Annotated in this window: 8 protein-coding genes; 2 read left to right on the forward strand and 6 right to left on the reverse strand. The window is 69.5% G+C overall.

Translation table 11 applies throughout. From position 1 onward, the window contains the following. Positions 1-61: 61 nt before the first annotated feature. Together QWJ13_RS33705 and QWJ13_RS33710 are read right to left on the reverse strand one after the other, a co-directional pair. Entirely contained in the window at positions 62-1,219 is a 1,158-nt protein-coding gene (locus QWJ13_RS33705) for a pPIWI_RE_Y domain-containing protein (protein WP_316529469.1), read from the reverse strand. Next, positions 1,212-2,768 (reverse strand): PD-(D/E)XK nuclease family protein, encoded by a 1,557-nt coding sequence (locus QWJ13_RS33710; protein ID WP_316529470.1) that lies wholly within the window; start codon positions 2,766-2,768, stop codon positions 1,212-1,214. The genes QWJ13_RS33705 and QWJ13_RS33710 overlap by 8 nt, the downstream gene beginning before the upstream one ends. Positions 2,769-3,093: 325 nt before the next feature. Here QWJ13_RS33710 and QWJ13_RS33715 point away from each other — a divergent pair, with 325 nt between their 5' ends. Continuing rightward, entirely contained in the window at positions 3,094-4,563 is a 1,470-nt protein-coding gene (locus QWJ13_RS33715; protein ID WP_316529472.1) for a serine/threonine-protein kinase, read from the forward strand. Positions 4,564-4,594: 31 nt separating this feature from the next. Here QWJ13_RS33715 and QWJ13_RS33720 read toward each other — a convergent pair whose 3' ends face one another. Then, positions 4,595-6,598 carry an N-6 DNA methylase gene (locus QWJ13_RS33720; protein WP_316529473.1) on the reverse strand — a complete coding sequence of 668 codons (2,004 nt, stop codon included), beginning with the start codon at positions 6,596-6,598 and terminating at the stop codon, positions 4,595-4,597. Positions 6,599-6,869: 271 nt separating this feature from the next. On the opposite strand from QWJ13_RS33720, the gene QWJ13_RS33725 reads away from it, so the two are divergent. After that, positions 6,870-9,707: a tetratricopeptide repeat protein gene (locus tag QWJ13_RS33725; protein WP_316529475.1), complete on the forward strand. Its 2,838-nt coding sequence runs from the start codon at positions 6,870-6,872 to the stop codon at positions 9,705-9,707. Positions 9,708-9,949: 242 nt separating this feature from the next. Here the strand turns inward: QWJ13_RS33725 and QWJ13_RS33730 are convergent, their stop codons facing one another. From QWJ13_RS33730 to QWJ13_RS33740, 3 genes are all read right to left on the reverse strand, one after another. After that, positions 9,950-12,226, reverse strand: coding sequence for a hypothetical protein (locus tag QWJ13_RS33730; protein ID WP_316529476.1), 2,277 nt, complete (start codon positions 12,224-12,226; stop codon positions 9,950-9,952). Positions 12,227-12,239: 13 nt separating this feature from the next. Then, the gene (locus tag QWJ13_RS33735) at positions 12,240-12,680 is read right to left on the reverse strand and encodes a hypothetical protein (protein ID WP_316529478.1); all 441 of its coding nucleotides are present in this window, start codon (positions 12,678-12,680) and stop codon (positions 12,240-12,242) included. Positions 12,681-12,941: 261 nt separating this feature from the next. After that, the coding region (locus QWJ13_RS33740; protein WP_316529479.1) for a DUF7617 domain-containing protein at positions 12,942-14,589 on the reverse strand (1,648 nt) is incomplete at its 5' end.

Genomic DNA, 14,589 nt, shown 5'->3' on the forward strand with positions numbered 1-14,589 from the left:
CGGCAGACCGCCCCACACACGTGCCAGATCCCGGCTGACCGGCCGGTGCCAAGTGTTCCGGTCACGCACCGCCTGCTCCTATCGTTCCTCCGAGACGCAGCGCGGCACGCGCGACCAGATCCGTGTCCGTCAGCAGCACCAGTTCGGCGGCGCTCTCCGCGCGCCCGCGCTCGAACGCCGCGAGGTAGTCGGGACGCGTATCGACCCGGTGTCTGGGGACCACCCAGTACGCCTCGTCATAGGGCGGCTCCTGCGGGACCGGCTCGGCCTCCCCGCCGAGGAGGTACGGATTGGCCCGGTCCTTCACGTCCACAGCCCAGCGGTGTCCGTCCGGGAAGTTGATCAGCAGGTCGTAGGCGTCGTACCCGGGCCACAGCACGACGTCGAGCCCGAGCGCGCGCAGGTCCTGATCCAGCTCGACCTCGGCCCTGCCCGGCCCGGTGACGAACTGCCGCAACGAACGCTCCAGTTGGAGCATGGTGCCGACCTCGGCGACCTCTAGTTCCTGTCCGGGTGGTGGCGCACCCAGCCCTCGACAGCGGTCCCGCTCACACCACCACTCGTCGAGCCCCAACGGCACCAGCAGCGTGAGGCAACGCCCGCAGGCCCGGTAGGCCCCGTCCCGCACGTACGCGTCCGGGGCCGGTAGATAGACCATTCGGATGAGCTCGTGGACCGGCTCCAGAACCATGTTGCCGAGTACCTCGAACATGCCGGCAGCGGTCAGGACCGGCTGCCGCACGAGCAGACTGCGAAAGGCACTGTAGGTTTGCTCCTCTCCGTACTGTCGGCAGAGGACCAGCGCGGTACGGATCACCTGGCGATCGCGATGGCGCAGCGCCGGGTCGGGTCCGCGGTCGACCCACTCGTGACAGAGCTCGTTGGGCCGCCCCGACCATTCGTCCAGCAGGTGGTCCCCCGGGCCCACCGTGTCCGGTGGAAGCCGAAGCGGCCAGTCCTCTAGCGGGATCGAGCGGCAGCGCTCCACCAGTTCCGCGAGGGAGGCCGGCGGGCGCTCGCCTCGCAACAGGCAGACGGCAGCCGTACGGTCCAGGGCGTGCTGGGCGGCCGCAGGGTAAGGCAGCGTGAAGTGGTCCAGGTCCCCTTGGCGTTCCAGCTCGCACATGGCGCGGGCCAGCGTCCGCAGCAACGGCACACCGTCGTACGCGGCCCACGACCACAGGGATTCCGGCAGGCCCTGGCCGAGGCGGTCACTCATCGGCGCCCCCCTCGGTGCGGGCTCTGCCGGTCGCGCACCAGCGCACCGCCTCGCAGTCCCGGCAGTCGAGGCCCGGACGCGGTGCCTCCGCGTAGACGGTATCCGCGGCCCAGGCTTCTGTGTACGACTGCAACACCGCGCGCGCCGCCGCGACGTGCCCCGGGTCCGCAGGGCTGAGCTCCTCCTCGGAGGCCCCGTCGGGGCGTAGGACTTCCAGCTCGATGCGCGAGCGCCGCAGGTCTCCGCCGAGGGCTCCCGATTCCATCAGCAGGACGCCGAGGGCGAGTTGGGGATAACGTTCCAGCTCCGTCAGGCGCCCTCGGTAGCGTCGCGCGGAGGTCTTGGTCTCACGCAACACCACACCACCGCGTTCGGTGTGAAGGAGGTCGCAGTCCGCGACGACGACGACATCAGCCTGAGTGTCGTACACCGCCACGCGCTTCTGCGGCACACACCGCTCGCTCATGCCGATCCGGTCGAACGGGCAGTGACGCCGGTGCTGGCGGATCATCTCACGGGCCGTGTCCAGCTCGTGTTCGTCGAGCCCCGGCAGCGAGATCGGCAGCGGTACCCGACGACAGGGCACCCTTGCCGGGTCGGCGTGCCGCTCGTTCAGCCAGGCATCGACGGCCCGGCCACGCCGGATCGCCAAGCTCTCACGGGCGCCGGAACGGAGCTTGAGCACCCGTGTGAGGTAGTAACGGGCCGGGCAGTCGCGGTGGGCCCTGAGGTCGGAGACCGAGACCGTCCGTCGCTTGCGGGCCGGCGGTCCCACGCCCAACAGACCGGGCACCCGCCGCAGAGTCGGGCAGGAGTTCAGCAACTTGCACTTCGCGCAGTCCTGGTTCGGTCGGCGCCCCCGCCCGTCGAGAACCTCGGCGATGCGCGGACCGACCTGCGCCCCGAACAGTCTCCTGGCCTCGTCGGCGCTCCAGTCTGCGGTGACACCGGTGGCCTCGTCGCGCAGGAGGCGCACACTTCCGTCGGACAGCCCCACGTCGAGCACCCGCACCCGACTCGGTGGCCCGGGAACCGGCCGGTGGGGCTTCCACCGCGCACGATAGTACTCGGTGTCCGCCGGGTGACCCATGGCCAGAATCCCTGCCGCAGCGGCGAGTTCGGGCAACGGTCGGAAGGACTTGGCCGTGCCGAGGGAGGGGATCCACAGCTCTCGGACGGTGCCGTCAACGGAGGCGTACTGCCGGCCCCACGCCGTGAGCTCGTACTGGTCGACACCCCGGGCATCGGGGCCGTCGCCACCGTTGAACGCGATCCAGCGCGAGGCGACCGGGACCGTTCGCGGACAGGTTGTCGGATCGCGCCGCCGCTGCTCGTTCTCGTGGGCGACCGCATAGGTGGCAGCGGCCTCCCGCGCCCAAGCCCGGTGAGCCGGCAGGCAGGATGCCAGCCTCCGCCCCTCGTAGGTGTCCGCACCCGGCTCGACGCCACCGCGGAACTCCGCAGCGTCCACCAGGATCTGCCATGGCAGGAACGGGAAATCCGGCAACGGGTCGGCCGAACGAGGCGGCTGCGGGGACTCCGACAGCAAGACACGTGCGTGCAGCGCCCGTTGAGCCGGGCAGGCCTCCGGTTCGTCCCTGAGCAGAGGCAGTCCGAGACGGACAAGACCGGGATTCCCGGCGACGCCGGGGGGATTCTCCCAAGACGACACGACCGCACTCCTCGTGACGACCAGTGATCTGACGCCACAAGACTGGGCCAAGCTGTAAACACAGTCAAGTCGCGCGATGGAGCCCCCTGGAATTTCCAGTAGCCTCTCTCCCGACGCGGACGCGAGCCCGTGCCAAGGACACGACGGCGGACAAGACGGAGGGTTCGGCGTGGAGCCGAGGGATGGGGCACCCGAGCGGGGCATGTGGGTATTGGACAACAGGTTCGAGATCAGCGGCCCATCCCGCCGCGGCGGCATGGGTGCGGTCCACCGGGCCGTCGACCGTGACACAGGCAAGGTCGTCGCCGTGAAGTTCCTTGCGCCGATCAACGAGGACGATGCCGGACTGACCCGCCGCAGGCCGACCGTCAGCGAACGCAAGCGCTTCCAGCGAGAGTGCACGATGTACGAGCTGCTGGGCGGTCAGGGCGTGCCGGCCCTCGTCACCCACCAACTGACCCGCCCCCGGCCCTACCTCGTGACCGAGTTCATCGACGGCGCCGACCTGAACCAGTTCCTACAGACCAATCGCCCACCTGTGGCCGCGACCGCGGCCATCGCGGTACAGCTACTGCGCGTCCTCGCGCGGGTGCACTCCTGCGAGGTGGTGCACCGCGACGTCAAGCCGCACAATGTCCTACTCGGCCACGACGGCACGGTCCACCTCGTCGACTTCGGCATCGCCCTGCCCGTCGACCCGCTGGCGACCCGCCACACCGAAGGACGGACGCCGGGGAGCATCCACTACCAGGCGCCGGAAATCATTCTCGGCGAACGCCAACCTGGGCCGACCGCCGATGTGTACGGAGTGGGCTGCATCGTCTTCCAACTCATCACCGGCCGCCTGGTGTTCGCGGGCAGCGATGTCGACTACATCATCGAACGCCACCACTGCGAGACACCCGCCCCACCCGTCTCCGAGTTCGTCGACGGGCTTCCCGACGAGGTGGTCGGGATCGTCACCCGGATGCTGTCGAAGGACCCATCACTCAGGCCCTCCCCTGAGGAGATCGAGGCCGTGTTCGCGCCCCTGCTCCCCCGCCCCGGGGACCCCGCCCCCAACCCGTCCTGCCGACCCGATCCCACCCTGCCCTTCCGCGCGGGCGGGGCCCCCGGCCCGGTACCCGCCAGGCCGGTCCGGCGGGCCCGACCACGCGTGCAGCGGGCCGCCCTGGACGGCCCGAGCCGCTCGACTCTCCGCGAACTCAACGGACGGGCGGCCGAGGAGGTGACACAGGGCAACCCGGGGGCCCATGTCGAGCGGCTCGCCCTGCTGCTTCCCGATGCCTGCCGGAAGTGGACCGAAGCCGACCACGATGTCCTGGCCGGGCGGCTCGTCTGTGCCAACGCGGCGCGGATCACCGGAGACTGGATCACCGCGGGCACCGGCTACCGAAAGGTGGTCCGACAGCTGGAGCCCACGCCGACGGAAGCGCCGTTGCAGGACCTTCTCGTCGAGGCACGCCTTGGGGCTGCCGAATGCCTGGTCGAAGACCAGCAGGATGGTGAGGCCTTGCGCCTCTGGTCCTGGGCGGCAGATGTGCTCCTCGACAAGGGTGATTCGGCACCACCCCGACTGCTCGACATGTGCCAGGAAGTCGGTGCCTACCTTGCGGAACAGGGGCAGGCCGACGCCGTGGACGACCTGCTCCGTCGACTGCCCCGGCGCTGAGCCGATGTCGGCGTCCCGCCCCGCCGCGGGCTCACATGCGACGCAGTCTTCCGCCGGCCAACAGGGCGGCCAGGGTGCTGCCCAACTGCCGTCCCACCAGCCCTGCTACCTCCACAGCCTGCTCGAACTTCACCAGCTGTCTGTGCAGTTCACCCATCTGGCGCTGCTCCTCCACGGGGAGCCGCAACACCCGCAGTCGCCGGACATCGACGCGCGACGAGCTCGACGCGTGAGTCCCCGCCCGACGGGCGTTCGCACGCACCCTCAGACAGGCGGCAAGGAAGAACGGGTCGAGCACGTCCTGGTCGACCCGCACGCGGTACAGGTGCTGCCCGAGGACACGTGGTGCCTCGGTCTCGACCCAAGCATCGAAACCGAAGGCCGTGCCGACCACCACAACGTCCCCGAACGCGGTCAGCACGGCTTCGCCTGCCGCCTCCCACAGTTGGGCGGACTCGGCATCCACCCACTGCGTCTCCCCCGGCAGCTCGGCCGAGGTGACGGCCACCACCACCTCGACCGCGCCTTCGGGCCTCATTCCGCGACGCAGATGTTCGGAGGCGACCGCCGCGCCGGTCGACAGGGCGACCGCCCCGCTCTGTTCGAGTTCAGCGATGCTCACGTCGAGCGGCTCTGTCGCCCCGGCCACCACGCCCAAGGGGCGGAGCACGGCGCTGCTGTCCCGCAGTGTCAGCAGCGCCGAGTCCAGACCGGCCCAGCCTCTGCCCAGGTCAACCGCGGTCGCAGCCGCCTCGGCCGGAACATGGCGAGCCGGTGCCAGGTCTGTCTCGTCCCCGATCAGGTCGACCACCGGCACTGCGGCCGTGCGCTCCGCGGCAGCCCCGCGCAACGCGGACACCGTGCGGTCGCGCACAGAGTCCCAGTCGATGACCGTGCCCTTCCCGCCCGATGACGTGGTCCGGCAGTCGGCCGCGTCCACGAACAGCACCGAAGCCGCCGCGGGACGTCGCCCCGGAGCACTCAGCAGCCAGAGGTGCAGGCCCACCCCATACGGCGGGGCGGCGCCGGTGGGCAGCGCGACCACCCCCCGGACCACGCCTGACCGCAGCAGCGCGGCCCGGATCCTACGGCCGGCCCTGCGGGAGGCCACTGCGGGGGGCAGCAGTACGACCGCCACACCGTCCTCGCCGAGCACGGAGAGGATGTGCTGGATCCAGGCCAGCTCGGACTCGGTTCGCGGCGGCTGCCCGTGTTGCCACCGGCGGTCGGTGGCGAGTTCCGCATGGCCCCAGTCCCGTTCGTTGGCCGGCGGGTTGCACAGGACCACGTCGGCGGGCCCGTTCAAAACGGGGTCCTCCCGAAGTGTGTCGGCCGTGAGCACGGTGCTGCGGGCTTCCGGCCGCTCCAGCGCGAGTCTGGCCATGGTCAACCGGGCCGACACTGGGTCTGAGTCCACAGCCGTCAGACGAAGCCCTTCCTCTCCTCCCCATCGCCGTGCGGCAGACTCGAGCAGATTGCCGACACCGCAAGCCGGGTCCACCACGTGGCGGACCTCTGCCGTGCCACGCAGTTCGGCAGCGATCTCGGCCATGGTGTCGGCGAGCGAGGGTGGTGTCGTGGTCACCTGTCGCACATGCGCGGACAGCCAGCGCTCAAGCAGGACCCGAAACCCAGTCCGGCTACCGTCGCGGTGCGACAGCCGCAGCGCCTCGTCCACGAGATCCCGCTCGGCATCCGTCAACTCGGCAGCGAGCTGCCCGCTCCCCTGGGCGGCCTCCGCCAGCAGCAGGCCGGTCTCCGCAACGACGCGCCCCATTCGATCACGGTCGCCCAGGTCCTCGATCCGGGGCCACAGGCGCCCCCAGCCGCCGGCCGATTCATCGACCTTTCCGTGCAGACGCAGCCAGCTCTCGATGTCGTCCAACGAGAACTGGGGGCTGGCGTCGGTGCCGCCGACGGGCACAGGGAAGTCTGCGTTGCGGCGACGCCAGTTACTGACCGCGGCCCGACCGACACCGGCAAGCCGTGCAATCCCGGCAAGCGTAATGGTCACCGGTTCGTCGCGCTCTGTCATGCTTCCTTCCCAAAGGTGCGATTCGCCCGGCACGGGCCGGATCATCGCGTCACAGTATTACGCCGTACCGGCCTTCCAAGACCCGGGGCAGGCCGAGTATCGACTCAGTACACAAGCTCTCCCTCGTTCGACTGTGTATCCATCGAATGTTCAGTCGGACGCATCACCACTGGTGACGGGTGCTGATTTGTCGTCCGACCCCGTCCCGGCGCCGAGCCTCAGAACCGACTCGGCCGAACTGTCGGTACCACCGCATAACCTGCTCACGAGCATGATCAAGCCGAGCCCGAAGGTGCCACCTATGCCCCACCGCACCCCACCCGCCCAACCTCCGGTGGCCGACCCGAAGATCCAGCTACTCCCCTTCGGCACCCAGAGCTGGACCGACTTCGAGCGACTGGTCTGCGAACTCGTCGAGGCCGCCGAGGAACTCACCCAGGTCGCCCGCTACGGAACCGCGGGCCAAGCGCAGGGCGGCATCGACGTGGTCGGCCGCGCCGTCGACGGCCGCTGGTCAGCCTTCCAAGCCAAGCATGTCACCGAGTTCTCCGTCGCCTCGGCCCGAGAGACCTTCGACCGATTCGTCCACGGCAGCCGTCCCCACCGCGCCACCAGATTCGTCATCGTCACCTCGTGCCGGGGCATCTCCACCCAGGTACGGGAACTCGCGCTCGCGTACCAGGCCGAGTTCCCCGATCTGCTGCTCGGTGAAGTCTGGGACGCCGAATACCTAGGCCGCCTGCTGCGCCCCCTGCCGTGGATCGTCGCACGCTACTTCGGCGACCAGGTCGCCCGACGGTTCTGCGACGCGGATGCCTTGGCCGCGCATTACGGCAGTCCCGACGGATGGGCCGACAAGCCTGAGGACGCCGTGGGTATCTCCGTCGCTCGCGCCGACCCGTTCGCCCTCGAGGTGCACCGGGCGATCCGGGTCGAGGACGAAACGTTGGCCGATGATCCTCTCCCGCCTTACCTGCGCAGGCCTTCCGACGAGGCGCTCGACACGGTCGTGGATCACGCAGTGCAAGGTACAAGCGGCATGGCCGTCCTGCTCGGTGACTCCTCAACCGGCAAGACCCGCGCACTTTGGGAGGCCGTCCAACGGCTGTCTGACGATTGGCGGCTGTGGCACCCGCCGTCACCCGACACCTTGCTCAGTTCCCTCCGCTCGGTCGGACCCCGGACGGTCCTATGGCTGAACGAGATCCATCGGTACCTGCTCACTACCGACGCCGACCGGGACGAGACCGTCGCCGCCGGACTATCCGAACTCATCCGTGATCCGGACAGGGCACCTGTACTCGTGCTCGGCACGTCCTGGCACACGTACCGGCGGCCGATGACCAAGGCCGAGGGCACCACTGACGAGAATCGGGAACGTCGCGCGCTGCTCGCGAACCGATGGATCCGCGTTCCCTCTCACTTCACCGAGGACGAGGTGGCCACGCTCCTCACTGTGCCTGACCTGAGCGACGTCCGGCTACACCAGGCCGCGCGGTCGGCCGAGGGCCGGCACATCACCCAGTACCTGGCGGGCGGACCCGCCCTGCAAGAGAGGTATGCCAACGCCTCCCCCACCGCCCGCGCCGTCCTTGAGGCCGCGATGGACGCCCGCCGCTTCGGCCACGGTCCAGAACTGGCCGCAGGCTTCCTGGAGGACGCAGCCACGGACTACCTCACCGAACTCGAGCTCGATCTCGCGCCGGAGGAATGGTTCGCCGAGGCGCTCCAGTACCTCTCTGAACCATGCCGAGGCGTGCGCGGCCCCTTGTCACCCATCCGCGGGACGGAAGGCGCCGGGCTCAGGCTTCGCCTCGCCGATTTCCTCGAACAGCACGCGCGCCTCACGCGAGGGCTGCACTGCCCCGGGGACGCCTTCTGGCGCGCCGCTGAACGGCATGCGACCGCCTCCGACCGAGCGGCCCTGGCTGGCGCCGCCGCGGCCCGCGACCGGATCTCCGACGCCAAGTCACTCGCCCTCTCAATCGCGAAAGCCGACGATGGGAACGCGCTGAATTCCCTGGCCTGGCACGTCGAACAGCACCACGGCAAGCTCGACGCCACTCCCTACTACGCGCTCGCCGCCGAGGCCGGTCACTCGAAAGCTCAAGTCCGATTGGCCTGGCGACTCGAACAGAACGGGAATCTGGACGCGGCTGAGGCGTGGTACCGGCGGGCCGTAGGCTCCGGCGTCGACGTGGACGCCACCGTGGGCCTCGCATCCGTGCTCTGGGAGCAAGGCGACCAACAGGCAGCACAGAACCTCTACGAGGAGGCCCTCGCCGCAGGCGGTGCCCGCAGCATCGAGTACCAGGCCCGCTGGCTGGCCGCGAAGGGCCGACACCGGCTGGCCCTCGCCTTGACCAGTTGCGCCTTCCAAGCGGGCAACACCGAGGCATTCACCGGACTCGCCTGGACGTACATGAACCCGGACGAGAAACCGAGGGCTATCGCCGTCCTCAAGCATGCCTATCACGTCGAAGGCGACGTGAACGCGCCTCGGGAGCTGGCCTGGATCCTGGCCGACGACGGTGACCACGTGGGAAGCGAGGAGTACGCCAAGATCGCCCTTGAGCTAGGCGAGGCGGGCGTATTGCGGGGCCTGGGGATGATGCATGCCGCGGAGGGCAACCATCAAGCGGCCGCAGGACTGTACTGGCACGCGTACAACCTGGGCATGACCTTGATCCTGCTCGATCTTGCTGCCATCCGGGAGAAGCAGGGTGAGCTCCGACGCGCCGAGCGCCTGTACCGGCGCGCGCTCCGCGAAGGCCACTCGTACGCGGCTCATGGTCTGACCCGCGTCCTCGAACTCACCGGACGGGGGCCTGCTGCCGAGGACCTGGCGAATCTCTCGTACGACACCGTGATAACGCTCGCCTGTGTCCGAGCGGCGCACGGGCGGCGGGAGAATGCCGAATTGCTTCTCCGCACGCTTGTCGCCAAGGGGCACACCGAAGCCCTCCTCACCCTGGGCCAGATCCGCCAGGCGGCCGGGGACCGTGCCGGAGCCGAAGCGGCCTTCCGTCAGGCGGTCACCGCAGGCGTCGCCCAAGCAACCCAGGCACTCACCGCTCTCCACGCCGCTCCGCAAGACCGCGAACACTGAACCTGACTACCCTCATCCGGTGTCCTCCGGATCCACCGCACCGAGCAACGGCACGGCCCACGGACCGGACCCGCATCTCGACGCTGAGTCATGCGGGGCGGCCCTGACCTTCCGGAGCCGCCTCACATCTGCGTGATCGTGTATCGGAAGCCCTAGGACTCCCCTCCGACACTAGCTGTTCCCTCGATCGGTCCGGCCGGCCGGGACGGCGGGGCACTGCCCGCCGACCCGGCCGGTCGGGTTCACTGCTTGCTGCCCTTCAGGTAGACCGACACGAGGTTCACGGCACCCTCGGTGTAACCGTTGCCCGCGCCGTCGATCGCGCTCTCCCTGAGGGCCTTGAGCTCGTCCTGGCTGAGCTTGTCGGTGCGGCCGATGCCTCCGTCCTCGACCGCCTGCCGGACGCCGTTCACCACCTGGCCCCGGGCATCGGCGTTGTCCTCGCGGACCTGCTGCCGACCGTCCTCCGTGGTGTCGACCTTGTTGCTGTTGATCACATGGTCGGTGATCAGATCGGCCAGGCCCTGGATCTTCGCACCACCCGGCACCACGCTCAGAGTCTTGTCGACGACGGTCTTCGCGTAGCCGCCGTTCCGCTCGACGGCGTCGTTGTACGCCTGGTCGGAGGCGGCGTGCTGGTTGTGCACCTCGTCGTTCCGGGCCTCGCCGAGGATGCCGATGACCATCCCGCCGGCGTGGGCGGTGTGTCCGACGTGACTCTTCAGCCCCTCGACCGGCCCCCCGTCGGCTATCTGCCCGGCGACGTACGTGTTGGTGAAGGCCTGGCCGGCGTTGGCCACGATGCCGTACGACTCCGGATCGCGTCCGAGTGCGTCCAACAGCCCGACCATGTGGGGGGTGTTGAGGTCGGCCGATACGCCGCGGACCGGAAAGTCGTCGGCCACTCCGACGAGCGCGTTCTGCACGTCCCCCATGTAGTCACCGGTCATCCGCGCCAGGCTCGGCCGCATCGCGGTGAGCGTGTTGTTGTCCTTGATGGCGTCCAGCGCCCCGTCGCCGCCGTGGGTGCCGAAGGTGTCCACCACCCGGTGCATGAGGCGGGCCTGTTCATCGGTGTGCCCGGCCGGGCCGGCGCCGACCGGCTGGGCGTCCACGGGCTGGGTGGTGGCCGCTTCCAGTGCCCGGCCGAAGGCGGCCGGGCCGGCCTGGGTCGGCTTCTCCCAATCACCCGCGAGGAGCGTGTCCGAATGCCATGACTTCCCGTGGGCGTAGTAGGTGAGGTAGTCCGCCGGACTGACCGGGCCGCCGGGGTTGGCGTTGCCGTTGCTGTCGTAGGCGGTCGGCGCGTCGGTGAAGAAGCGCAGGGACGCGGCGGGGCTGTGGGCGAGAGCGGTCATGATCCCGGTGGTCGGCTGGTAGCCGACACCGTCCTCGGGGCCGCCGAGCAGGTTGAGGCCGCGCTGTAGTACGTCCGGGCGGGGCATCGGCGCCGGCCACTTGCCCTTCATGGTGGCGTCCAGCTGCGTGACGTGCTCGGCGATCGGGTCGAGGAAGTGCGGATCGTAGGTGCCGGTCTCCAGGATCGGAGCGAGCACCTGGTAGCCGAAGTACACGGCACTCCGGGCACCGGATTCGGTGACGTCCTGGCCCACCGGCTGGGCGCCGGCCCGGCGCAGGTCGGCCGCCCACTCGTCGGACAGGTGCGGCTGGTTGCTCCGGCGGGTGGCGGTGGCCAGGTTGAGCCCGAGGTTCTTCTGGAGCTCCCGGTACTGCGCCCAGCGCTCGTCCGTCACATCGAGGTGGGCCGGGTCGCCGACCATGCTGTACCAGGACCTGACCAGACCGCCCGGGCCGAGGCCCTGGTAGAATGTCGTGGCGAACCTCGGGTCCTCCGAGTACGAGGCCAACAGCGTGTTCAACTCCTTGAGTTCGGAGTCACCGATGGTCCCGCCCTTGGCGGCGAGGGCGACGGCGCGCTCGCCGTCCGCCTCCGGGCCGCCGCCGAGCGCCCTGCCGTTGAAGGACTTCTGCTGGTCGGTGCCGCTGTCGGAGTTCAGCGCGAAGGCGATCCGCTCGTCGGCGGCGGTGGCCTCGGCGACGGCGGCGTCGATCGCCTTGCGGGCCGCCTCCGCCTTGTCGCCCCACTCCTTCTTGTAGTCCTGGAGAGCCTCGTCATCGTGCCGGGTGGCGGCGTCCGGCGGAGGCCAGCTGACGGTGCCGTCGGAGGTGACGGTCAGTCCGGCGACCTTGGCGTCCGCGACGGCCTTGTCCAGCTTGGTCCGGGCGGCCTGGAACGAGGTCGCGGCGTCCTTGAAGATCGAGGCGATCGCGGTCGCCTCGGTGATGGCGTCGAGCAGCTGGTTGTCGGTGCGCTTCAGCGAGGGCCTGGCCTGGTCGGCCGCGGGGCCGCTCCAGCCGGCCGCGTCGACCTTGGCGACGACCGTCCCCCGCCAGTCGAGAACCATCGATTTGAGCTTCTCGACGACGGTGGTCCAGGCGGTGGCGGCGTTGTCCAGTACGTCGAACTTGGCGGTGCTGAGCTCGTGGAAGTCGACCACGTCCGGACTCCTCTCAGCCGTTGAAGCCGGCCTGCGCGGCCGAATCGCTCTGCTGGTAGTTGGCGGCGGTGGTGCGCAGCGCCTGGGTGGTCTGGCCGATGGCGTTGCCCAGGGCGGCGACGCACTGGTCCCAGCTGCTCGCGGTGCCCTGGGCGGCCTTGCCGGTGCTCCAGTTGGCGAGCGAGGTGGAGACCTTCGCGGTGGCGTCGTCGGCGCTCCTGCCCTCGGTGTTGAGCCGGCCGTGGACCTGGTCGGAGTTGGTCCCCGCGATGGCGAGCGAACCCGGATCCACGGCGAACGTCACACCGCCTCCGTCGCCCCCGCCGGGCGCCTGCGCCGAGTTGATCTGGGTACGGGCCGCCTCCTGGGCCCTGGCCTGCGCGGTCAGGTTGCCGTCCGCGTCATAGGCCCAAGGGTTCATCATCCGGTCGAACGCGGTTGCCCGATCTGACATGTCGATCGTCCCCTCCGTGCCGAAATCCTTCGGCTCCCCCGTCGGTGAAGCGCTCATCAGTGGACTGAGTCCTGATGCGGACTCATGTTTGCGCGTGAGTATGACTGTTGGGTCCCAACCTTGTCAGCATCTGTCACCAACGTGCTCCGACCCCCGGGACTGATCGGCCGGTACCGCGACAGCGGGTGGCCCGGGAACGGAACCGTTCCCGGGCCACCCGCTATTCGATTCCCTTCACCTTCCGAACCCGTCAGATCGGGCTCACTCGCCCACCTGACCGATCCTGCGCCTGCGCGCCCTGACGAACAGGGTCAGCAGGGCCCCGAGTGCCGCCAGGGCTCCACCGGCCAGGGAGTACGGCAGTACGGACGAGCCGGTGTTCGGCAGCCCGCCACCGCTGTGGCCGGGGTGCTGACCGGGATGCTCGCCGGGCTGCTGGTGCCCGCCGCCGCCGTTGTTGCCGCTACCGTTGCCGTTGCCGTGCCCGTTACCGCCGCCGTGGCCCGGCTTCCCGTGGCACTTGTCCTTCTCGCACGGCGGCGTGCACCGGGCGACGGCGGACGACGGCGGCGTGGTGATCGTCTTCCCGTCCGGGCCAGGGAAGGACGCGGACACCGTGTTGGTGGTGTCCTTGCCGATCAGGCTGGAGCAGTAGAACTTCCTGGTCTGCCCCACCGCCAGGTCGAAGGTACCGGCAGCCGCCTCACAGGCGACCTCCTGCGGGTCGCTCAGCGTGATCCCGGTGAGGTCCTCCGTACCGGTGTTGGTCACCGTGATCTGCCAGAACGCCTGGCACTTGTCCGGGTCACAGGGCTCCTCGGTGGCGCCGCCCTTGTGCAGCGTCACCTCCTTGCCCCACGGACCGGAACCGCCGGCACCACAGTCACCGGCCTTGTCGGACTGGCAGACCTCCTTGTCGATCTCCAGCGAAGGCACACCGGGCTTGGTGACCTCCACGGTCGCCTCGGACGGCGGCGTGGTGATCGGCTTGCCGTCCGGACCGGGGAAGGACGCCGTCACCCTGTTCACCGTGCGCTGAGTGACATTCGCCAAGTTACAGAACACCTGACGCGACGCACCCACCGCCAGATCGAACGTCCCGGCAGCGCTCACGCAGGACGGCGACACGCTGTCCGCCAACGTGATCCCAGAAACCGGGACGGTGCCGGTGTTCGTCACCGTGATCCGCCAGTACGCCGTACTACCGGACGGGACGGTCACCGTAGCGGCCCACGGGCCCTTGCCGCCCTCGCCGCAGTCGGCGGCGTTGGCGGAGGTGCAGACCTGCTTGTTGATGCTCAGCGACGGAACCACCGGCGGGGTCACATCCACCGTCGCCTCGGACGGAGGCGTCGTGATCGGCGTACCACCCGGACCCGGGAAGGTCGCCGTCACGGCGTTCACCGTGTGCTGGGTGACATTGGCCAGGTCACAGAACACCTGACGTGACGCACCCACCGCCAGATCGAACGTGCCAGCAGCACTCACGCAGGACGGCGACACGCTGTCCGCCAACGTAATGCCCGACACCGGGACGGCGCCGGTATTCGTCACCGTGATCCGCCAGAACGCCGTGCTGCCCGAAACCACCGTGGTGCTCTTCGCCCACGGACCCTTGCCGCCCTCGCCGCAGTCAGCAGCGCTGGTCGAGGCGCAGACCTCCTTGTTGACGCTCAGCGACGGAACCACCGGCGGAATCACATCCACCGTCGCCTCCGAAGGAGGCGTGGTGATCGGCGTACCACCCGGACCCGGGAAGGTCGCCGTCACGGTGTTGGTGGTGTTCTGCGTGACATTGGCCAGGTCACAGAACACCTGCCGCGACGCACCAACCGCGAGGTCGAACGTGCCAGCAGCAGCCACACACGACGGCGAGACACTGTCCGCCAGCGTGATGCCGGTAACCGGA

Source organism: Kitasatospora brasiliensis (assembly GCF_032654805.1).
In the GTDB taxonomy this organism is placed as follows: domain Bacteria; phylum Actinomycetota; class Actinomycetes; order Streptomycetales; family Streptomycetaceae; genus Kitasatospora; species Kitasatospora brasiliensis.